The sequence below is a fragment of the Amazonocrinis nigriterrae CENA67 genome, from assembly GCF_016056305.1.
GTDB classification, from domain to species: domain Bacteria; phylum Cyanobacteriota; class Cyanobacteriia; order Cyanobacteriales; family Nostocaceae; genus Amazonocrinis; species Amazonocrinis nigriterrae.
In genome coordinates, this window is sequence record NZ_JAECZC010000107.1 from 1 (window position 1) to 21,469 (window position 21,469).

Below are 21,469 nucleotides of genomic sequence, written 5' to 3' on the forward strand. Positions count from 1 at the left end.
TTCGGGAATACAGTAACGCTGCTTTTTCCACGGGCGCAATTCGTTTTTTTGAGTGTACATCGCACAGTCTCACGACCTATTTGCGTGACGATACTTCGCGCTTTGAGTTCGTCTACTAATAACTTCATCGTCCAACGAGTCCTACCATCCGGCGGTGGTGAACAGCATATAGCTATCAGATGCGCCTGTTTTTCTCCATCTAATTTCTGTGGCACGGGTGGTGTCTGACGCGGCTTGCGGTTGAGGGCTGCTTGTTCTCCTTGCTCTAAAAATGATGAGCGGATGCGGGCAACGCTATTACGATGTAATCCTAGTGCTGCCCCTATCTGCTGGTCATTCCAGCGTTGCTGCCCATATTCACCCTCATCCGACATGATCAGTACACGTGCGTGCAGAATTTTTTTCACTGGTGCATGACCATTACGGCTGAGCGCTTCCAAGTGTTGTCTTTGTTCTGCACTTAAGCGAATCTTGTTTGTTCGTCCACGTCCCATTTTCTTTGTCTGTTTCTGCTACATCTAATGCACTATTTTAGCCCGGTCGCGCTACTACTTGTTGATGACTGTCATCAGTCATCCTAATCACTACATAATATTTAATGGGTCTACATCTATTGTTAAACTGACAGAATCATGGGCAAGCGATCGCACTTCTTCCCAATCTGGTAATTCTGGTAGTGCATCGGGGGCAAATTTGAGTAATATTTGCCAGCGATAACGGTTAGCTACCCGCACTATACTAGCTGGCGCAGGGCCTAATATCTCGAATCCTTGTTTAGCACTCAAAGCTGTGGCAATTGTTTGGGCTGTATTTTGCACTTGGATGGGATCAAGGCTACTCAAGCGTAATAAAATTAACCTGCCGTAGGGGGGATAATTAAGTGCTTGTCGTTGTTCTAATTCCGCTTGCGAAAAAGATTGATAATCATGTTGTTTTACTGCTTCAATGACTGGATGGTCTGGGGTGTAAGTTTGCACAATTACTCTACCAGGATCGTCGCCTCTCCCAGCACGTCCAGCTACTTGCGTCAAAGTTTGAAATGCTCGTTCGCTGGCGCGGTAGTCTGATAAATGCAGCAGTCCATCAGCGGCGACAACGCCCACAAGTGTCACTTGGGGCAAATCTAAACCTTTAGTCAGCATTTGCGTACCTACTAATAACTCTGCTTCCCCGTTAGCAAACTGAGTTAGTAGGGTGCGGTGTGCGCCTTTGTTGCGGGTGGTATCGCTATCAAAGCGGATGTAACGCAATTGGGGGAACTGTCGTGATAATTCCTGTGCAACTCGCTGAGTACCGCTACCAAAGAATTTAAGGTAAGGAGAACTGCATTCAGGGCAATGTTGGGGATGCGATCGCCCATAATTACAGTAGTGACAACGCAATAATTGCGGCGCACCCGCTTCGGTATGGTGATACGATAACGACACATCACAATGGGGGCATTCCAAGACATACCCACAACTGCGACAAGATACAAAGGTGCTGTGTCCCCGCCGATGGATAAATAAAATCCCCTGTTGTCGTCTTTCTTGCAGTTGTTCTAAAGCTTCTTGTAACGACTTACTAAATATAGAGCGGTTTCCCTCCTGCAACTCCCGTCGCATATCTACCACTTCCACCGGCGGTAAAGGGCGGGAATTGATGCGTTCGGGTAATGATAAGTAGTGAGTGGGGAGTGGGGAGTGGGGAGTAGGGAGTGGAGAGTTAGGAGTTAGGAGTGAGGAGTTAGGAGTGAGGAATTTTTCCCCATCTCCCCTGCTCCCCTGCTCCCCTGCACTCCCACACTCAGCCAACTTTCCAATGAAGGCGTAGCAGAACCCAAGACTAAAGGACAGTTTTCTAACTCGCTACGCCACTGGGCGACGGTGCGGGCGTGGTAGGTGGGGATAGGTGAATCTTGCTTGAAGCTGCTGTCGTGTTCTTCGTCTAAGATGATTAAACCCAAGTTGGGTAAGGGGGCGAATATGGCGCTGCGAGTCCCAATGACGACTTGAGAGTCTCCTGTCAGCATTTGTCGCCAAGTATCGTAACGTTCACCTTCGGAAAGGGCGCTGTGATAAACGCTGACTTTATTGCCAAAGCGGGCGCGGAAACGGTCTGTTAATTGCGGTGTCAGTCCAATTTCTGGTACTAAGACAAGGGCAGATTTACCAGCTTTGAGTAGAGGTGCGATCGCTTGCAGATATACCTCTGTTTTACCGGAACCTGTGATCCCATGCAACAAAACTTGAGCAAATCCATCTAGCTCTTGTATACTTGCTAAAGCATTGCCTTGTGCAGAATTTAAAGACTTTGGTTGGTCTTGAGCTAATGCTGGACTCTGTTCGCTTCGTAATACTTCTCTTTCCTCGATAACAATGTAACCCTTTTGGGCCATCGTCTTGAGGGTAGAGGAACTGGTATTGCAAATTTGCAATAATTCATTTTGCCACACCTCACCACCACGTCGTCGCAAGACTTCCAAAATTTCTCTTTGACGTGTAGTTAAATCTTGGTCATTAATCCCGATTAAGGTCACTGCTTTTTGGAGTTTTGGCCGAGTTGGTCGCGGTGGTTCTAAGTAACTTTCTACTAAACCCAATCGCAACAACTCCCTGACTCCTCGATAGGCAGATTTGACTTTTTGTTGCAGGTAGGCAAAACTATAGTCTCCTGCTACTTGTGCTTGCAAAATTCCTAAAATTTGCTGTGCAGTTGGACTAAGGAAAGGTGAGGAAGATAAAAGTTGAGGATGGGATAAATTGTCTTTTGTTTTTTTTGTTTCTTGCTGTTGTAATGTGCGTGACAAACGAATGCGACGTTGCGATCGCCCTAATAAACCTGGTGGCAATGCTACCCGGATCACCTGAATTAAAGGCGTATAGTAATATGCGGCGACTCGATTTAATAATTCCCAATAAGTGTTCTGGAAAAATCCTCTACTAACTACATCTTCCACTTCCCGGATTTTTTCTGGTGGTAAATCGACATTTGGTTGTGTCAACAAACGAATGGCGATCGCTCCTAGTTGCTGTGCCCCAAATGGCACACTTAAGATATCACCTGGTTTGATTTCTAAGTGTGCGGGTAATTTGTATGTAAATAATCCTGAGCTTCCTGGAAAGTCTACCAGCACTTCTACCCAGCGATTTACACTTTTCGCTGACTGATAAGATTCTCCTGGCTCAGCAACCACAAAATTGGGTAAATTTATGTCATTTATATACATAGTTACTAACTTTTATGATAAATATTTGTAGTTTCTTCACTTAGCTTGCACAAATTTAACTTTTTTCTTAGTTCAATGTAAACTGTATTTCACAATACTTTTATCCTTCATAATACTTGATAAGTTTCCTCTTATGTAATCTCCCAGACAAATTGATATTACCCTTACGTGCAATAAATATTTTCAGTCCGCTATAAAAAACAAAACTTCTCCTTGGCTATTTCTGAAATAGGTTGTCTATCTACTAACTCTGGCATAGCCCTTTTTCCGCCTCTTGATAGATATTCAATGCTTTGTGTATATGAGATGCTTTTATACAAACAAAAGATTTCAGAAAATTAAATTGCTCAATTAGTGCCATGTAATAAAAGTTAGGAGAAACATAGAACCCCAAAACCAAAATCGCTACTACTCCAACAACTCCCAAAACCTAAAGCTGAAAAAATTTATAAAACTATATGTTTTTTCAAGATGTTGCGGGAGATTTACCTGAGTTCTTTATCTTTGTTAAAGTTGAGCAAGATTGCAGGGGTTTGACAGATTTGGGGATTAATAAAAAAATAAAAAATATATCTGTATATCTGTTAGAACCTGAGAAGATAGTTTTTGGGTGCAAAAACCAGTATTTGTTAGAGGTTCTATCTAGCAGAACCAAAAAATGACAGCTAGAGATTGATTTTTACTGCTACAGAGCAATTAGCAGAAACTTATAGTTTGCGGTTGGAAAGGTGCATCTGTTTCTTAGGGAAAACTACCAAGCTTCAAGCAAGTAGCTGTCACTAAAATTATGTACCAAACAAAGCAACAATCCCTAAAGGAAACTATGAACATTGCTGAATTGGGAACAATGGAAATACTGGAGAATACTGCCGAAAATGAAGAACAATTACTCGATATTCTAGAACCAGTGATGGAGGAAGAATCCCCAGTAGCGGAAACTCTGGAATCAGAGGAACGTGATGGGGATGAAATGGCGGCAGCCAGGCCTTCAGGATACAATAAAACCGAGCATGATGATGCTGTCGGCGCGTTTTTTAAAGAAATGGCGCGTTACCCGTTGCTAAAACCTGATGAAGAAGTAGAATTAGCGCGGCGAGTCAGATTTCTAGAAGAAGTGAGGGAAATCCAAGCTTCTTTGCAATTAGAACTGGGACAGCAACCTAGCAAGTTACAAATAGCTTCTCAGTTAGAAATGACAGAGAAGCAACTAGAAAATCGCTTATATCAAGGTCGAGTTGCCAAACGCAAAATGATTCGCTCGAACTTGAGATTGGTAGTATCAATTGCCAAGCGATATCTGAATCGCGGAGTACCTTTTCTGGATTTAATCCAAGAAGGAGCAATGGGTTTAAACCGTGCTACAGAAAAGTTTGATCCCGATAAAGGATACAAGTTTTCTACCTACGCCTATTGGTGGATTAGACAAGCGATAACAAGAGCGATCGCTAATGATGCGCGAACAATTCGTTTACCGATCCACATTGTAGAAAAACTTAACAAACTTAAAAAAGCACAGCGAGAACTCAAACAAAAACTCGGTCGAAATCCCTCCGAAGTCGAAATGGCGGAGGCTTTGGAAATCAATGTCCAACAACTACGCCAACTACAACAACTACGCCGTCAAGCACTATCCCTCAACCACCGTGTCGGTAAAGAAGAAGACACAGAATTGATGGATTTGCTAGAAGATGAAGATAACCTCTCTCCAGAAGCAAAAATGAACGAAAACATGATGCGTCAGGAGATTTGGGAAGTCTTAGGCGACGTATTAACACCAAGGGAGAAAGACGTAATTTCTTTGCGTTATGGCTTGACTACTAGTGAACCTTGCACATTGGAAGAAGTTGGCAATATGTTCAATCTCTCCCGTGAACGAGTGCGACAAATTCAAAGCAAAGCCATGCGTAAATTGCGTCGTCCTCATATCGCCAAACGCTTAAAAGGTTGGTTAATTTAAAAGTTACATTTAATGTGACCGATTAAATTAACCACAGGGTTAAATTATGTGGCTTGAGATCAGTGCAACCCATGATACCAATTTTGGATTTTAGATTGAGGATTTGAGATTACACATCTTATTCGTATCTATGCCAATCTGGTATGATTCGGTTAGCTCCCTTAAGGATTTATATCACGTTCGCGCTTATTACTTATAATTGGGAGTATGTGTACAGAAACCTTAAAATCCTCTCCCCTGCACTCTTTCTCCCCTGCTCCCTTGCAGTATTCATAATAAGTCTTTAACCGGACACGATATTAAGGGCTTGAATTTGTATATATTTACATCCTAACCACCAGCAAGCCACTATTTAGGTATTTAGAAAACTCATACCAATTTGCAAAATGATTGCAGGTGATTAATTCCCAATCTCAAATCTAAATTGTGCTTTCAGCGCTTCCAAGGTGCAACCAAAAATCCACAATGGTATCAGTTTTCATTTTGTATTTAGTTGTTAGTCATTTGTCTATAGTCTATAGTCAAAAACATTACACATTTGACTATAGACTATGACTATGGACTTTAGACTAGATACTAATGACTTCAGGTAGCGATTTGATTTTACGTTTTGCTGAACCATCTGATAGCAACGTAGTGTTTGAGCTAATTAAGGGGCTGGCAGAGTATGAAAAATTATCTCATGCCGTAACCGGCAATGTTCTAGCCCTCGAAGAACATTTATTTGGCTCCCCAAGATATGTTGAGGTAATCCTAGCAGAATATGCAGGGCAAGCTGTTGGATTTGCCTTATTTTTTCACAACTATTCCACATTTTTAACCAAACCAGGAATATATCTTGAAGATTTGTTTGTTCTACCAGAATATAGACGCCAAGGTATTGGAAAAGCTCTTCTTAAAAAAGTAGCCCAAATAGCTGTAGAGAGAAATTGTGGGCGTTTAGAATGGAGTGTGTTGGATTGGAATGAACCAGCCCAAGCATTTTACCGCAGCATGGGAGCATCCATATTAGATGATTGGCGAATCTGTCGCGTTACGGAAGAAGCGCTCACCCAATTAGCAGCTAAACGATAAAGATAAAGGATGAAATTTGAAATTCAACAGAAAATACTTTGTGCCTCTGTGCCTTTATGGTAAAAAACTACAAAATAGACAAAGACACAAAGAGTTGTCATTCTTAATCTTTTATTCAACATCAATCTTTGGGGATAAGTTTGACAGATTGTCATTTGACTATGGCTGCGGCTCACAGCAGAATTATAGTGGCTATTCTATTGAATACGCCTTTGTTGCAGAGGAAACACTCAATGAAAAAGATTCTTTCAATATTACTGTTGGGCATAACCATCTTTACCTTTGCCTTCAGTAGTCCGGCTTTAGCAGATGCTGCTAGTGGAGCCAAAATCTTTAGTGCTAATTGCGCTTCTTGTCATGCAGGTGGTAAGAATTTGGTGAAAGCTGAGAAGTCTTTGAAGAAGGACGCTTTAGAAAAGTATGGTCTGTACTCAGCAGAGGCTATTATTACCCAAGTTACCAATGGTAAAAATGCCATGCCTGCCTTCAAAGGTCGTCTAAAACCTAACCAAATTGAAGATGTAGCTGCTTATGTGCTTGAACAAGCAGATAAAGACTGGAAGTAAGGACTTTCAAGAAATAATTATCTGACTTGAAGTTGTTGACTGATGACTGTTGACTGTTAACAGTAAGTTAGAGCAATGACAAGAGGATATTTGTTTATTTAGATTCTTGGTAAGTTTCTCAACTAACTTCTAGGTTCAAAAATTCATGATTTGCGGGGCTTTTTGTCCCGCTAATTTTATTTTTGATAAAATTGTTAATTACAGTGCATATACCAATTTTAGATTTGAGATTTGAGATTAAGAGTTTTTAGCAGAGGGCAATTCTCGAAATCCTAAACAGTAGTACTCATCCCAACTTGGTATTATGACTGATTTATGGCGAATTTTTCTCAGTCTAATGATTGCTGTATTTCTAGTTTGCAATCCCAGCGCAAATGCATTACCGATGATAATTGCCCAAACTACATCAAGTGACTTCTTAAATTTGGGTGTAGATAAAATGCAGCAGGGTAATTATCACCAAGCAATAGAGAATTTCAATCAAGCCATTCAAATCAAAGAAGATTTTGCTGTAGCTTATAGCGATCGCTGTCTTGCTTACTTCCATTTACAAGATTACCACCAAGCGATCGCTGATTGTACTCAAGCCATAAATTTTGCACCTAAAAATATTGAGGCATATCTCAACCGCGGACTCGCTTATTATAGACAAAAGAATTTTTCAGATGCCATTGCTGACGATAATCAAGCGATCGCACTTCAGCCTGCTGATTTTCGAGCATACTATAATCGGGGCTTAGCTCTGAGCGGAGCGGGTTACGATTTAGCGGCAATTGATGATTTTAATCGAACATTAACTCTAATTTCCCCAGCCCTGAATGTAACCGTTACAGATATTTACAATGACAGAGGCTTGGCTTATTTAAAGTTGCAAAACTTAGAAAAAGCAATGCTCGATTTTAATCAGGCAATTCATCTCAATTCTCAAGATTATAGAGCATACTTTAACCGGGGTTGTGCTTACGGTAGAAACGGCGATGACCTTGGTGCAGTGCGCGATTTTTCTGAAGCCATCAGGCTAAACCCAAGCAATGCCCTAGCCTATGTTAACCGGGGATTGGCTCGATACCGCTTAGGATATTATCAAAGAGCGATCGCTGATTTAAAAACCGCATCTGAATACTTTGGACACCAAGGCCAGCATGTTGCTTACCAAAAAACTTTAGATTTACTTAAGAATGTGCAACACCAATTAAAGTTTGTAAATGTAATCGCTCTTCTTTAGAAAATAGGGCATGGGGCATTGGAATTTGTTTTATCTCCCTCATCTCCTCTGCTCCCCTGCTCCCCCTGCTCCCCCTGCTCCCTCATCTCCCCTGCTCCTCTGCTCTTTGAAAGCTTGCCATCTCATCAGATTTAAAGTAAACGGTATCACCTCCTGCCTTGCGCTTGGTGAAATATGACAATATGTCTTTTGACATAATTTTCCTTAAACAGCAACAATATCGCCTAGTGACTGTTTTTACTAGGTGTGAGAAAGAACGTGAACAAGTCTTTTTGGTTGCTACCAGTTGCTTTACTAAGTTTACTGATAGCTTTTCCTACTTTGGCTGCTGATACTGATATTGATATTGAGCAGAAAAATTCTAATAAATCTAGAGTAACTTCTGATATTCAGAGTTTGAGTGAAATCGCGCTACCTATCATTAGTGCTGAATTGTTAACTCAAGAACCTGCACCGGATGATGCTGAACAAGAAACTCAACCAGATGCACAAGACCAAACAGAGCCAACTACTACAGATGATGCAGATATTAATATAGAAGCGATCGGAGAACAAGACCCTGTACCTAATTCTACTCCCATTTATGTCATTGAGAAAGATGAAATTCAAAAACAGGGTGCTACAAGCGTAGCTGATGTCTTAAAAAGAATGCCTGGTTTTACTATCAATGACGTAGGTCACGGTGCAGATATTCACACAGGTACTTACTATCGAGGAGCCTCAATTAATCAGTCTGTATTTCTGATTAATGGTAGACAAATTAACACCAATGTTAACATCTATCATGGTGGAACTGACTTAAATAGTATTCCTGTAGAGTCCATTGAACGAGTGGAGTTATATAGCGGTGTATCCTCTGCGTTGTATGGTTCCTCAGCCTTTGGTGGAGTTGTGAATATCATTACTAAACAAGGTTATGGCCCACCTAAATTAACTGGTAGTCTAGAATTTGGCTCTTTAAACTTAAATAATCAACAAGTAACTTATGGCGGTTCATCTGGCGCAGTCAAGTACAACTTCAGCTTTGAAAGATACTTTATAGATAACCGTTATCGTATTCCCGTAGGTGCGACGAATCGTAATGACCAGGGCTTTTTAAGCAACGCAGACACAGCTACAAATACTTATTTTGGTAGTATTGGTTTAGATTTAAATCCGAGAAACTCTTTGAATTTAGATATTACTAAACTCAGCAGTCGTAGAGGTTTAATTTACTTTGGAAGCCCTACTGCTCTTCAAAGAGACAGACTAGACCATGATGGCTTGAATGTTGGCTTATCTTGGAAAACTCGGTTAGGTAATGGGGAAACTTCTAATTTGACAACCTCAATTGGTTATAACCAAGATTATTTTAGTACCTACGGCCCTTCAGGCAATTATTACCGTACAGGTGTTTTAGATACACAACAATTGACAGCTAGAGTAGACCATGAGTGGCAACTTAGCTCAAATAATAAGTTGCGCTGGGGATTAGATTTAAAAAACACCGATTTAAATGGTGATGTTTTAAGTAATAACCCTAGTAGAAGCATCAATAACGGAACTGAAGATAGGAGTGTGTTTAATACAGCATTGTTTGCTGTTAATACTTTCAACTTTAGTGATAATTTTCAGTTAGATTTAGGGCTAAGACAAAGCTTTGATGGACAGTTTGGAAATTATTTAAATCCAAGTGCTGGTTTACGTTATGCCGTCAGCCCAAACTTTGCTGTGCGTGGAAGTTGGGCAGGAGGACAGCGCAATCCTGGATTGGATCAGTTATATGTTTATGATACAGTTCATGGTTGGGAACCTAACCCGGATTTAGAGCCAGAAACAGGTTCTTCTTGGACTGCGGGAGTAGATATTAATTTCTCAGATAATTTGAGAGGACAATTTACATACTTTGGCAGCAGTCTAGATAATCGCTTAGGAGTTTTATCTGGAAGGTGGGTAAACATTGGATTAGTAGATACCAATGGTTTAGAAGCAGCTTTACAACTAAAAATTGCCTCTAGTTGGTCAACTTTTCTCAACTACACTTATACAGACGCTCAAATCAAAACAGGCCCAGAAAGAGGTTTACAATTAGGCTTAATTCCTTACTCTTTACTGCAAGTTGGTGTAGGTTATCAAAATTCAGGTTGGCAGGCTAATTTGTATGCTACTTATAACAGTGGCGCTCGCAGATCTGTTTTTGCTAACACATCAGCGGGTGATAAGACTACAGATTTTGCGCCATCTTTCTTCAATTTAGACTTCAGCGGTCGTATACCTCTCACTAGCAATTTAGGACTGAGTGTTTATTTAGAAAATTTACTAGATGAGCAGTATGAGCGAGTTAATCGTATCTATAGTCCTGGGTTTACTTTCCGCCTCGGTTTAACCTCGAATTTGTAGTAAAAGTTAGGAGTGAGTCGTCAGTGGTCAGTTGTCAGTTGTTAGTAGTAAAAACAACTGACAACTGACAACTAACAAAGTAGCCCGAAATTTTACCCCTTTCAGGCAGGAGATAAGTTTAACTATCAATTACAATTGCTAATATGAGAGCCAGAATTGAAAATCAAGTGCTTTTTCTGCACCACGAAGATTTGCCAGAGTTTAAAAAAGGCGGTTCTGTGGTCAGAAATTCTTATTTTTGGGCGCTACGTTCAATTGCTGGTCGAGCTTCGCGTTATGGTGATTGGGAATATGAGCCGGAGGTTTGGCTAGCGTTGGCGCGAATGCTTTTGTCGTTTGCTGAGTCTGGATATTTGGGTTATCGAGAAACCATGCTGGAGTTTCCCCAATCTCAAGGGCAAATTCCTGATGTGCTGCGAGATGTGTCTACTTGGGAGTGATGATACCAATTTGAAAACAGTTTTACGAAATTGGTTCAAACACCATTTGCGGAATTAACACTTCATCTTGTAGTTGCCCAATACCTAAAAAGCGAGTCTGTTCATCATAAACTCGCACTGTACCAGAAACATCCACAGTTATATTAATTTTTTGACCTTGACACCATTTTTGAGCAGACGTTGCTGGTAAATTAACAGATGATAAATGTTGCAAAGCTGCATCTGGAGAAGTTGGTTGAAATGTCCCTGCTTGCAGTTGTGCTTCTAATTCGTTTAAGGTGAGACTATCTGCTAAGTCAAAGCCACTGCTTTGGGTGCGTGTCAAGGCGGCGAGAGTACCGCCGGTTGATAAAACTGTACCTAAGTCACGAGCGATCGCTCTAATATATGTACCAGCACCACAAGCGATCGCAACATCTAATTCGGGAAAATCCCCTTCCCGCCAGTCCAAAATTTCTATTTGAAAAACTTCTACTATGCGACTTGGCACTTCTACTGTTTCGCCTTGGCGTGCTAAGTCATACAGGCGTTTCCCTTCGACTTGAATTGCACTGTAAATAGGTGGAATTTGCTCAATTTTACCCTGAAATTGTAATAATGCAGTTTTCACATCTGCAAAACTCAATGCAGTGCAAGGACAAGAAGTAATAATTTCACCTTGCAAATCATCTGTTGTGGTACGCACACCCAGACGGATAGTAGCTTTGTAAGCTTTTTCCCCTGGTAGATATTGTAATAGCCTTGTGGCTTTACCAAGTGCGATCGGTAACACCCCTGTTGCCGCTGGATCTAACGTTCCTGCATGTCCTACACGTTTGAGGCGCAACAGCTTTCGCACCCGTGCTACGCAGTCGTGGGAAGTCCAGCCAAATGGCTTGTTTAAGTTGAGAAAACCTTGAGATAACGTCAAATCAATTTTTTCAACCATTAGTCTATGTTCAACCTTCAGCCAATTCAGAGTCATAGATACTATAACGGTTCCCGTTCTAGCTTTTAAATTCCTCTACACGTTTCAAGTAACGCAATACCATTTTGGATTTTAGATTTTAGATTATGAAACTCAGTAGGGGCGGGTTCACCGAGATCATCATTAATCATTGATAAAATTTTTAAACCCGCCCCTACCAGTCTTCCATCTGTCGCAATCATTTTTCAAATTGGTATAAGTTTTAACACTAACACTTTCAAAACTTTCAACAAAAGAAACTCACTAGCGAGTTTTAGTGAGTTTATTAACAACAGTAAAGTTTACGAATTAGCTATGGTTGATATAATAATATTTCAAAAGTTTGCAATCAGCTGGTACGCATTTCAATTGGATATTCTCTCGTTAAAGCAGTCAAAAGTCACACATTCCAGAGTCCAGAACAATTATTGACTTTTAACTCTTGACTGTTGGCGAACCTAAAAAATAAGTATGCAAACTACATCTGTTTTAGCTTATGGCTTTGGCGATCGCGTGAAACTTTTAAACATTAAAAGTAATAAAAGTGGGAAAAGCAGCCATAAGGAAAAGTAGGAAAAGTAGGAAAAGTAAGAAAAGTAGATTTTTTATTTAAAGGCTTTACTAGCTTGTTTGTATATTGTAAGTTGATGTATTAAATAGATAGTGGTTCAACAATTGATAAGTAAATTTTTTGGACTGATTCCAACTAAGAATTTGAGCAGGGTCTTTTACAAAATTTTTCAGCTTAGACGCTCTAATCCCAAATAAGGAAAGAATGTCTTATTTTATTAAGAAATAAACTGCTGAACTACGAATTAGTACAAGCAGTTCATGGCTAATCCATAATGAAGCAGTCCGCTTTGATTAGGAAATCTTTGTCAATTCAAATTTACTAAACAGTTTCAAGCCCAAAAAACCAGATTTATTGTGAATTTCTGAATTGTTAATTTTGAATTAACAATTGGTATTAGCTATGGAAATAACTCAATCAGTTCAATCAATAGGAGGATTTATGTCTGATATCGAAATTAATGATTTGTACAATATAGCTCAAGCTGATGAAGTATATGAAGACCAATCAAGTGAAATAGAAAATGAGATTTTTGATGATAATCTAGAAGAGCTTTTGGCAGATATATCTGTAGATACAATTACAGCGTACACTACGGGTAGTTGGTAATAATTGAAAGTACTTGTAGCAAGGTGCTGCTTGCTGACTATAAACCCGGTTATTTAAAAGCTTTGAGCAATCAGCACTGTCCTAACCTATATGAAACGGCTATATTTACAATCTTCCCTACTTGCTTGAGGGTTGTAGGGGCTGATAAGCAGTAGAAACCTAAAAATATAAATCTTCAGCTTTGTGGCTGCACTGGCTCTACTCAGATAATACCTGAAAGCAAAATTATTAATACTTAATAAACAACTAAGAACCAGTAGGAAGCCGCTTAGGTAAGCTAACTGTAACTTTAGTTCCTTGGCCCAGTTGGCTGAACAAGGTAATATCACCACCGTGTAACTCGACACAGGCTTTAGCGATCGCCAGCCCTAAGCCTGTACCAGGGATTGTATCAACATTACTGCCACGACTAAAGGATTGAAACAAGTTTTTCTGATCTGCAATCGGTATACCAATTCCTTGATCTTGGATGTGAAACATCACCTGTGATTCTTTGCCCATCAGGTGGAACTCTACAATACCCCCATTGGGGGAATATTTAATGGCATTGGACATTAAATTTACAAAGATTTGTTGCAAAAGACCGCGATCGCCCCAGAAACCTTTGTAATTTCCTGTAATTTTAAAAATTACTTCGTGACGCTCGCCCAATGTTTCTTGCTCTTGTTCTATGAGATCCGAGAAAAATTGCAATAAATCTAGGGGGATTGGTTTAAACTTAGCTTTATCCAACTCAAATTGATTAACTAAAAGCATATTATCCACGAGTTTGGACATATACCTTGCTTTCTGCTCAATAATTTGCATGAATCTCTCTTGTTTAGATTCATCTAGTTGGTAGCGATACTTTACCAGAGTTGATGCAGCAGCCAAAATTGAAGTTAACGGTGTTCGACATTCGTGGGAAACTGTCCCAATGATTTGGGATCTAAATGCATTTAGTTGCTTTTCTTTCTGTAGTGCTGTTTGAGTTTGGGTTAGTAATTCAGCCTGCTGAATTGCGATCGCTAGTTGCACCGAAACCTCATAGAGCATTTCCACATCATCAGCTTGCCACTGACGCTCCTCTATACTGTGATAGGCAATCAACAACCCCCAAGGCTTCGGCGTTGGCTTTCCATTGTTATTTAAATTAATCGGAACTACTAGGTGGGCTTTAGTGTGAAATTGCTCTGTCAGCCTGTCATAGCAATTACTCAAGCCAGCTTCATACACATAAGAAATTGCTCGGTTAGAAGAAATTGGGAATTGGGAATTGGGAATTGGTAATGGGGAATTGGGAATTGGTAATGGGGAATAGTTACTCTCTGCTTCCTCTGCTACCCAGTCCTTAGTTTCCAGACACCAGTCCTCAGTTCCACCTGCTGTTTCCTCGTAGCACAAATGTGGAATGCGATTCTCTGCAAGAGATGCTACTTGATCTTTAGGCTTTTCCTTTGGAGTGGGAGTAGCCACTTTCTGAATGTCTATGCGATCGCCCAGCAATACAACATCGCATGATTGGGCTGACGAGGCAACTATCTTACCCGTGTTATCTGGGGCAAACTGATATACCATCACGCGATCGCATTTGAGAAGTTGCTGTACTTCTGCGACAGCAGTATTTAAAATTTGCTCTAAGTCCAGAGATTGACGAATTCGCAGAGCTGTTGTCGCTATTAAACGCTGTCGTTCTTGAGTTTTGTTGAGTTGGGCTTGCAAGCCCAATTGCTTAGTGGCGTTACGAACAGCTAATTGTAATACATCTGGTTTTAGCTGTTGCTTCACCAAATAATCCATTGCACCCATTTTCATCGCTTGCACAGCGACTTCTTCATCACCACGTCCTGTCAGTACAATCACAGACACAGGAGTTCTAAATATTTCCTGCTTCAGCTTTTTGAGCAGTTCTAATCCACTCATATCAGGTAGACAGAAATCCAGCAGAATGACATCGAAGTGCATTTCTTGGCACAAAGCAATGCCATCCTCTGCACAGTCTGCCTCCCAAACCTGATAAGACTGGTGCGGATCTTTCATCAGAAATCTACGATAGATTTTCCGATCCGCTGCACAATCATCAATGGTAAGTAGCGTCCATGTATCCGGCATAGAGGAACTAGGAGCAATATATATGCTTTTACTTTAGATTGTGATTTGTTACATAATTCTAAAGTTAAACTCCATTAAATATAAATAAAATCTAAATTTCTTTACTAAATATCAACAGATTGGGGATCAATTAGGACAGCGCTGATTGCTCAAAGCCTTGAAATAACTTGCTTTCCACTCAGCACTCAGCACTCACAAAGGCACTCAGCACTCAGCACTTCTTCAAGGTACTAACGCCAAGACAGCAGCAGGAGAACCTGAACCATCCCGTAACCGAAGAATCCCAATGACCAGAGTAGTGCCTGTAGGCGACAGTTGATCCAAATTAGTGAGATTCTCTAATACAATGCGCGGTTGTTCTAATACCAGACTGTTAGTAGCAAAACTAGTATCCTGTCCGGGGTCTACACCGTGAGTATCAATTCCTATACCAACAATTTGCCGTTCATTCAGTAGGAAGTGAGTAGCATCGCTGCTAAACCCTGGAAAATGAGCAGTTCCTTGAGTATCTCGGTTGAAAAATCTATCTTGATCCAACCACTTATCTTGCCAGCCAGTATTAAGTAGCACTACGCTACCAGGAGAAATCTGATTATATTTTTCTTCCCAGACCAGAATATCATCAATAGTTAGGGCATAGTCAGGATCAATTGCTGCGGCTTCATGGATATCTATCACTATGGCAGGTACAACCAATGATTCAGCTGAGTATTGGTCAATTCCCACACCATAACTGTGAAAACTGTTAGGTGCATTCACATGGGTGCTGCTATGTTCCCCCAACGAAAAACGCCGCAGGTAATAGCCATCCTGTGAAAGTTCTGCAACGGTTGCAAATTCTACTGGTGGGTCGCCAGGCCATTGAGGAATATCAACGTCTATTACATGGCTGAGGTGGATAACGCGTGAGTAAGTAATAGTATGTTGATTGTGTGATTTGATCATCCCAGCCTGAAATTTTTTACCAATAAAAGTGTTTGCAATCCCTAATATTATCGCCTACTCGTTCATTTCTTTTAATGTGGCTAGTGCTGAAGGAGATAACCGACTCAAATAGCGGAATATCCAATATTTAAATATAGTATCCAAAATTACAGGAAACGTAGCAATAAACATAAATATGACACTTCTATTTGCTGCCAGTCCGAAATGTTCTGAGAATCCTTCCAGAAGGACTTCCCATCCATGCGGAGAGTGGAATCCAACAAATATATCTGTAAATAAAATAATTAAGAAAGCCTTAGCGCTGTCACTAATACCATAGACAAGTTCATCTATAAAAGCTTTGACAACTAAAATTTCTTTTTTACTATTAACAATGATGATGGCAAAAGCAAATAGTGATATTAAATCAGCGAAAATATTACTAATTGCATCACTGCTTTTATGACGAGATTCTTCAGCTATTTCAATAGCTTTCTCTTTAGTACTTTCTTCTACAGCCTCTAGGGAAAGGGGGGGATGTTGATGAATTAGGTTTTGAAATTTCAGCCTTTTTTGAAATAAATTTAACTCGCTTAAAGCTTCTTCTTGCATTTGCGAATTTAGAAAAACTTGAGTTCCATTTTCTCCTTGAATATTTTTAACTATAGGATTTATCAAAAGCTGCTTAGATAATTGCTGTGTTAAAAGAGGTACAATAATTATAGTTAAAAAGAATTTTATTGTAGTTACAGTGCGTCTTCTAGAAATCTGGAAATTTCTGACAAACTCTTCTTCTGCCTGTGGAGTAAAATCAGATTTAATTTTATTAATTGTTCTGCCAATAGACCTTGGTAATACTCCTGTTTTTTGAGAAATAGGTTGAACTTTAACCAAATTCAGCGAATCTGGTCGTTGATTATTTCCATTATTATTTTTTTGGTTTTCAGAAATTATTGCTGAATTACTATAATTACCTGGCTCATATCTAAAAGTATACTTGTCTACCACTTCATCAATAAATTTAAGCTTTTCTAACAAAGCTGAATTGGAAATATTCAGTAATGAACGACTTAATTGAAATTCTGCCAATCTGACTTTGATAATAGTTAAGTTCTGATTCAGGCATCCTTGCCAATAAGACATAACATTTTCAGTATAATTTACTGATTCAGCAGATATTTTTTGATGCCCAAAGTATTCTGCTTCGATGTTTTTAATAGTTTGAGCAGCCTTGTATGCTTCTAATAGCGCTCTTTCTGGCGTGTCTAAAAACCATTGATTCATTGGTCGCACAATTTCAAATTTACCAATATTGATTATTCTATCTCTCTCTCGTTTATCTTGACTCAGCACTTTCAATTCATGAAGCGTGATTCACATAGCTACAAGTTATGATTTGCGGTTACCGTATTTAATTTTGTGTAATTCTTATAGGCACATCTGCAAAAATAAATGGTATACACAGTAAATTTTTTTGGAAAGCTGAAAATTGATTAGTCGGATTGAATAAAAATTGCTTGCGACTCTACAAAAGAAAATACCACTGAGTCTAATTCAATGTTGTGAAGAGAGTGTGTAGTTTGTGTGTCAATGGTGTAATTAGCTAAAAATTATACTAAAAAACTGGATATTGGCGGAATAAACTGCCTGTTTTGTTAGTTAAGTATTTTTAAGCATTTTTTGAAAAAAAATGTTAATAATATGACTTTCAAGTAGAAGGGTGTGGGGTGTGGAATTGGTGGAAAGCTTTCTTCTCAACAGCAATTAAAGAACACCAAATCGTAGATTTTGGTGGAAACCTCTGTACCCATATTGGTTTCGCTTAGGGGTGTATAAAAATACAATTTCTTCTCCTCCCTACACCCCACACCCTACATCCCACACCCTAGTTTTGATCAATTAGATGAATCCAGCTATAAGACACTGCTGCAATGTGAAGATTTATTCCTACCTCAAAAGCTCACAATTTGTAGTACAGTGTTGATGTAACTAACGTATGGCAGTTTCCTGCAATAATACTTAGTTATAAGCATTAATAAAATTTAACAATTTCAGTATTATTTCTGATATTTTTGAGAAATTTGGGCATTAACCATGAGATTGAGGTTCTTAGGTCAAGGGTTAACAGGGGTTGCAATAGCTTCCCTAACCGTATCTACCACAACTACAATCATCAGTCAGCCTAGCTATGCCAGAGGCACTACCTTCTTCTGTGCAAAGAGCAAGGGTATACCGATAACGTTTGCTCGTACCCAAGATGGCAGGAAAGTACCCATGATTCGATGGATTTCCCAGGATTATTTCTCGCAGGAATGGCCAGTTGAACGTCGTTGTCAAGAGGTTTCTCGCAGATTTCAAAGAAGTTATGACAATGGCACGTTAAAGTACATTAAGACTGGAACGCTCAGAGGAGAACCAGTTGTGTGTGCTGCTGCTAATTCCTACGCTCCTTGTACAGATAGTACTTTGTTGTTCACTCTCAAACGTGGTAGTAGTGCCAAAGCTACTGTGCAGAGGCTGTTGAATCGTCGGGGATTGGTAGCCGGAAATGTACTGAATGAAAGCGGTGGGGATACATTGAATGTTGAATTTGATGCATATATAAACAATGCTACAGATGAGCCAAGTAGTGATTTGAATCAAAATTCAGGCAATAGTTTCTGATGCGATCGCTAAATGAGAAAACTACTGAAAAACTCAGATGGCTTGGCATAGATTCGCACCAATTTTCTTGATTGGCACTTTATTAACAAAACTATCGGCATCGGCACCAGTAGAGAGTGTTTTTCCCGAATGCACCACCTTTGGTTGCAAGATTTCTCAGTCGAGAAAACTTTATCGTCAAGCTCAGTCAATTACTGTCAAAGTCTTGTCCACAGATTTTTTAGGTTCAGGAATATTGCTGAAAAATCAAGGTCAGGTTTATACAGTATTAACAAATGCTCATGTGTTGCAAGCAGGTGAACCACCTTATCGCATTCAAACAGAGGATGACAAAATTTACACCGCTCATTTATCTCATAGCTCCAGCTTGGGAAAAAATGATTTAGCTTTACTGCAATTTCAAAGCACAGGCAATAACTACACTGTGGCTTCCTTGAGTTCTTCTTTAGCAGTGGGGGATGAAGTCTTCGCTGCGGGGTTTCTTGCTACTGAAGAAGGAACTGAAGAACAAGGCTTAGCTTTTACCAAAGGCAAGGTTTCATTAATGCTACCCAAACCTTTAGAAGGTGGTTATCAACTGGGCTACACCAATGATATTCAAAATGGCATGAGTGGCGGCCCATTGTTGAATTATCGAGGTGAAGTTGTCGGTGTGAATGGAATGCACGCCTATCCTCTGTGGGATGTTCCTTCTGTATTTCAGGATGGTTCCAACGCCGATGAACGATTACATCAAATCATTACCCGCCTGAATTGGGCTGTACCCATAGACAAAGTAGTACAGATGATAGCAAAACCAGCAAAAACTCCAGATAAACCCATGTTAAATAAGGCTGATTAGAGGTCAAATGATGAGGCTTGATAATCAACTAGCAACAGCAATTATCGGGGTAGCGATCGCATTTATCCAACCTGAAGTTGCCGTAACATTAACAGCCCAGAATGTCACTAGTATAGCCAAACAGATTACAGTACTCATTAGTGGCCCGACACTCGGCTCTGGGGTGATAATTCACCGCAAAGGAAACACTTACACTGTTCTCACCAATGCACATGTTGTAGAAGAGGGAGGAAATTATACAGTCCAGACTCACGACCAAAGCTTATACCCAGTGAAATCAAATTTAATTCAGCGCTTATCGGGCGTAGACTTAGCAGTATTAGAGTTTACCAGCGACAAAGAATACACAATTGCCACCTTCGGTAATTCCGATACAGCCAAAGAAGGCACAACTGTTTATGTGTCTGGCGCACCAGAACCAGTACGAGGAATCGAAAACCGCACCGTACTAGTTCCTAGAGGAGAAATTGTAGGCACAAATTCTCAACCCCAGGAAGGTTATAGCTTGATTTACGACAACATAACTTATCCAGGAATGAGTGGCGGGCCAGTGCTGAACGAAAATGGCGATTTGATTGGCATTCATGGTAGGGGTGCAAGAGATAGTGATGGTCAAAAAGTAGGTTTTAATCTGGGAATTCCCATCAAAATCTTTATGACTTCAAAAATCGGCAGCAATTTGGGAGTAGCAATCCAAAATCCGCCAAGTAGACAAATACCTCCCACCAGCTTGACACCTCCGTCTCCAACCGCACCCATCACAGGACGACCACCTGTAATTAATGGTTCTGATGGTAGTACAGGATTTGGTTGCCCAGGCAGACGTTGTTAAATATCAAAAGAGTTTTATATCAAGAGTGTAATTAAGATGTTTCAAAAATTTTTGCAATCCAAACTTTTAACTTTTTTATTAATTGCAGCATTATTTAACTTAAACCAACCTAGCGCGATCGCACAAACTAGCATAGATGAAGATAAACTTGATACTGTTAATGGAATGCCTTGGGCTGGTAGAGGATTGCCATTTGATAAAGTTGTCGATATTAAAGATAGTCTTGTAGATTCAGCTTTGGGCAAAGTAGTCATAGACCGTCATGGTGAAGATCCATTAGGAGTTTTATTTAAAGAACCTTTTGCTGGCCCCAGCCCTGGTAGATTTGTAATGGTTTCCCTGTGGGGAAGCAAAATAGAAGGGTGCTTTGTGAAAATGATTGTGCAATCAGCGCCAACTGACGGTAAAGCCGATTTAGAAGAACTTGTTCCCAAAATGATAGAGTTAGGTATTGATGGTCAAATTCTGCAACTAACTGCCAGCCCAAATACTAAACCTAGAGGCTTTCAAGGCAACTACACATATACTGAATACGAAAATAACACAAGCTATGAGCGTTCTAGTACTTGGTATATGACCGATACATCATTTGCGATCAATGCTGATGCTGCCAATATGCTGAGAAATGCACCTGCAAAGGAAATTCGTGCGCGTTTAACTTTTGCCAATGGTGATACTAAAGTGTTTCCTATTGGCAAAGGAAACGTGAAACGCTGGCAAGAAGCCTATGGTTTCAATAGTTCTTGTACTGCACCAAAGTGAGCAGGGGCGATGGAAAGATGAGGAGTTTTACTCCCCTCTCCTTGTAGGCTACGATGTACACACAAATCAGAAAAACTTCATCCACCAAAGATTTGCAGTGTTGACGCTGGCGTAACAAAGCTAAATTGTTGCAATCATGGCGATGCTTGGGTTGGGCTACGCCAACGCATTTGTTATTTCGGCGAACGCATTTGTTATCGGGAAAGGCAGAGGGCAGGAGGCAGAAGGCAGAAGGGATCTGATTCCTGCCCTCTGCTACGACCGCTCGTGAGTAAGGGTTTAAGACCCCCACCAAATTTTCAATTTGGTGGCTCTTGTTCAGGAGGGGTCGGAATCCCCTTCTGAACAAAACATAAAAGCCCTCTGCCCTCTGCCTTCTG

Annotated in this window: 17 protein-coding genes and 2 pseudogenes; 12 read left to right on the top strand and 7 right to left on the bottom strand. The window is 40.2% G+C overall.

The window, feature by feature from the left end; all coding sequences use genetic code 11:
• A pseudogene (locus tag I8748_RS32680) lies at window positions 1-494 on the bottom strand (helix-turn-helix domain-containing protein); the annotation flags it as partial.
• 90 nt (window positions 495-584) lie between these two features.
• Window positions 585-3,208, bottom strand: a pseudogene (gene priA, locus I8748_RS32685) (primosomal protein N').
• A gap of 458 nt (window positions 3,209-3,666) precedes the next feature.
• Between priA and I8748_RS34800 the strand changes: the two are divergent.
• From I8748_RS34800 to I8748_RS32715, 7 genes are all read left to right on the top strand, one after another.
• On the top strand, window positions 3,667-3,870 hold the full coding sequence (locus tag I8748_RS34800; RefSeq protein ID WP_214662856.1) for a hypothetical protein: 204 nt from the start codon (window positions 3,667-3,669) through the stop codon (window positions 3,868-3,870).
• A 125-nt stretch (window positions 3,871-3,995) separates the two neighbouring features.
• Entirely contained in the window at window positions 3,996-5,165 is a 1,170-nt protein-coding gene (locus tag I8748_RS32690; RefSeq protein WP_198128633.1) for an RpoD/SigA family RNA polymerase sigma factor, read from the top strand.
• 579 nt (window positions 5,166-5,744) lie between these two features.
• Window positions 5,745-6,239 carry a GNAT family N-acetyltransferase gene (locus I8748_RS32695; RefSeq protein ID WP_198128634.1) on the top strand — a complete coding sequence of 165 codons (495 nt, stop codon included), beginning with the start codon at window positions 5,745-5,747 and terminating at the stop codon, window positions 6,237-6,239.
• 233 nt (window positions 6,240-6,472) lie between these two features.
• Entirely contained in the window at window positions 6,473-6,805 is a 333-nt protein-coding gene (gene petJ / locus I8748_RS32700) for a cytochrome c6 PetJ (protein WP_198128635.1), read from the top strand.
• 304 nt (window positions 6,806-7,109) lie between these two features.
• Entirely contained in the window at window positions 7,110-8,030 is a 921-nt protein-coding gene (locus I8748_RS32705; RefSeq protein ID WP_198128636.1) for a tetratricopeptide repeat protein, read from the top strand.
• 258 nt (window positions 8,031-8,288) lie between these two features.
• Entirely contained in the window at window positions 8,289-10,409 is a 2,121-nt protein-coding gene (locus I8748_RS32710) for a TonB-dependent receptor plug domain-containing protein (RefSeq protein WP_198128637.1), read from the top strand.
• A gap of 143 nt (window positions 10,410-10,552) precedes the next feature.
• Window positions 10,553-10,849: a hypothetical protein gene (locus I8748_RS32715; protein ID WP_198128638.1), complete on the top strand. Its 297-nt coding sequence runs from the start codon at window positions 10,553-10,555 to the stop codon at window positions 10,847-10,849.
• 22 nt (window positions 10,850-10,871) lie between these two features.
• Here I8748_RS32715 and truB read toward each other — a convergent pair whose 3' ends face one another.
• On the bottom strand, window positions 10,872-11,777 hold the full coding sequence (gene truB / locus I8748_RS32720; RefSeq protein WP_198128639.1) for a tRNA pseudouridine(55) synthase TruB: 906 nt from the start codon (window positions 11,775-11,777) through the stop codon (window positions 10,872-10,874).
• Window positions 11,778-11,842: 65 nt separating this feature from the next.
• On the bottom strand, window positions 11,843-11,998 hold the full coding sequence (locus tag I8748_RS34805; RefSeq protein ID WP_214662857.1) for a hypothetical protein: 156 nt from the start codon (window positions 11,996-11,998) through the stop codon (window positions 11,843-11,845).
• 770 nt (window positions 11,999-12,768) lie between these two features.
• On the opposite strand from I8748_RS34805, the gene I8748_RS32725 reads away from it, so the two are divergent.
• Window positions 12,769-12,975, top strand: a complete 207-nt coding sequence (locus I8748_RS32725; protein ID WP_214662858.1) for a hypothetical protein — start codon at window positions 12,769-12,771, stop codon at window positions 12,973-12,975.
• A 246-nt stretch (window positions 12,976-13,221) separates the two neighbouring features.
• Here the strand turns inward: I8748_RS32725 and I8748_RS32730 are convergent, their stop codons facing one another.
• From I8748_RS32730 to I8748_RS32740, 3 genes are all read right to left on the bottom strand, one after another.
• Window positions 13,222-15,066, bottom strand: a complete 1,845-nt coding sequence (locus tag I8748_RS32730) for a hybrid sensor histidine kinase/response regulator (protein ID WP_198128641.1) — start codon at window positions 15,064-15,066, stop codon at window positions 13,222-13,224.
• Between the two features lie 222 nt (window positions 15,067-15,288).
• A complete protein-coding gene (locus I8748_RS32735; RefSeq protein ID WP_198128642.1) occupies window positions 15,289-16,011 on the bottom strand; it encodes a cyclase family protein in 723 nt (240 codons plus the stop codon).
• A gap of 54 nt (window positions 16,012-16,065) precedes the next feature.
• Complete coding sequence (locus I8748_RS32740) at window positions 16,066-17,274, bottom strand: proton extrusion protein PcxA (protein WP_198128660.1); 1,209 nt, start codon at window positions 17,272-17,274, stop codon at window positions 16,066-16,068.
• An 810-nt stretch (window positions 17,275-18,084) separates the two neighbouring features.
• Between I8748_RS32740 and I8748_RS32745 the strand changes: the two genes are divergently transcribed.
• Genes I8748_RS32745 through I8748_RS32760 form a run of 4 tightly spaced genes read left to right on the top strand, consistent with a single transcriptional unit; the run spans window position 18,085 to window position 21,089 of the window.
• Window positions 18,085-18,654: a COP23 domain-containing protein gene (locus I8748_RS32745; protein ID WP_198128643.1), complete on the top strand. Its 570-nt coding sequence runs from the start codon at window positions 18,085-18,087 to the stop codon at window positions 18,652-18,654.
• 37 nt (window positions 18,655-18,691) lie between these two features.
• Window positions 18,692-19,495, top strand: a complete 804-nt coding sequence (locus I8748_RS32750) for a S1 family peptidase (protein WP_198128644.1) — start codon at window positions 18,692-18,694, stop codon at window positions 19,493-19,495.
• 7 nt (window positions 19,496-19,502) lie between these two features.
• The gene (locus I8748_RS32755; protein ID WP_198128645.1) at window positions 19,503-20,327 is read left to right on the top strand and encodes a S1 family peptidase; all 825 of its coding nucleotides are present in this window, start codon (window positions 19,503-19,505) and stop codon (window positions 20,325-20,327) included.
• 36 nt (window positions 20,328-20,363) lie between these two features.
• The gene (locus I8748_RS32760; protein WP_198128646.1) at window positions 20,364-21,089 is read left to right on the top strand and encodes a hypothetical protein; all 726 of its coding nucleotides are present in this window, start codon (window positions 20,364-20,366) and stop codon (window positions 21,087-21,089) included.
• Window positions 21,090-21,469 lie beyond the last annotated feature (380 nt).

What these genes read in the sequence shown, in the direction of transcription:
- I8748_RS34800 (WP_214662856.1), top strand. Translation starts at nt 3,667, where the DNA reads ATGTTTTTTCAAGATGTTGCGGGAGATTTACCTGAGTTCTTTATCTTT.
- I8748_RS32690 (WP_198128633.1), top strand. Translation starts at nt 3,996, where the DNA reads ATGTACCAAACAAAGCAACAATCCCTAAAGGAAACTATGAACATTGCT.
- I8748_RS32695 (WP_198128634.1), top strand. Translation starts at nt 5,745, where the DNA reads ATGACTTCAGGTAGCGATTTGATTTTACGTTTTGCTGAACCATCTGAT.
- petJ (WP_198128635.1), top strand. Translation starts at nt 6,473, where the DNA reads ATGAAAAAGATTCTTTCAATATTACTGTTGGGCATAACCATCTTTACC.
- I8748_RS32705 (WP_198128636.1), top strand. Translation starts at nt 7,110, where the DNA reads ATGACTGATTTATGGCGAATTTTTCTCAGTCTAATGATTGCTGTATTT.
- I8748_RS32715 (WP_198128638.1), top strand. Translation starts at nt 10,553, where the DNA reads ATGAGAGCCAGAATTGAAAATCAAGTGCTTTTTCTGCACCACGAAGAT.
- truB (WP_198128639.1), bottom strand. Translation starts at nt 11,777, where the DNA reads ATGGTTGAAAAAATTGATTTGACGTTATCTCAAGGTTTTCTCAACTTA.
- I8748_RS34805 (WP_214662857.1), bottom strand. Translation starts at nt 11,998, where the DNA reads ATGATTGCGACAGATGGAAGACTGGTAGGGGCGGGTTTAAAAATTTTA.
- I8748_RS32725 (WP_214662858.1), top strand. Translation starts at nt 12,769, where the DNA reads ATGGAAATAACTCAATCAGTTCAATCAATAGGAGGATTTATGTCTGAT.
- I8748_RS32730 (WP_198128641.1), bottom strand. Translation starts at nt 15,066, where the DNA reads ATGCCGGATACATGGACGCTACTTACCATTGATGATTGTGCAGCGGAT.
- I8748_RS32735 (WP_198128642.1), bottom strand. Translation starts at nt 16,011, where the DNA reads ATGATCAAATCACACAATCAACATACTATTACTTACTCACGCGTTATC.
- I8748_RS32740 (WP_198128660.1), bottom strand. Translation starts at nt 17,274, where the DNA reads ATGAATCAATGGTTTTTAGACACGCCAGAAAGAGCGCTATTAGAAGCA.
- I8748_RS32745 (WP_198128643.1), top strand. Translation starts at nt 18,085, where the DNA reads ATGAGATTGAGGTTCTTAGGTCAAGGGTTAACAGGGGTTGCAATAGCT.
- I8748_RS32750 (WP_198128644.1), top strand. Translation starts at nt 18,692, where the DNA reads ATGGCTTGGCATAGATTCGCACCAATTTTCTTGATTGGCACTTTATTA.
- I8748_RS32755 (WP_198128645.1), top strand. Translation starts at nt 19,503, where the DNA reads ATGATGAGGCTTGATAATCAACTAGCAACAGCAATTATCGGGGTAGCG.
- I8748_RS32760 (WP_198128646.1), top strand. Translation starts at nt 20,364, where the DNA reads ATGTTTCAAAAATTTTTGCAATCCAAACTTTTAACTTTTTTATTAATT.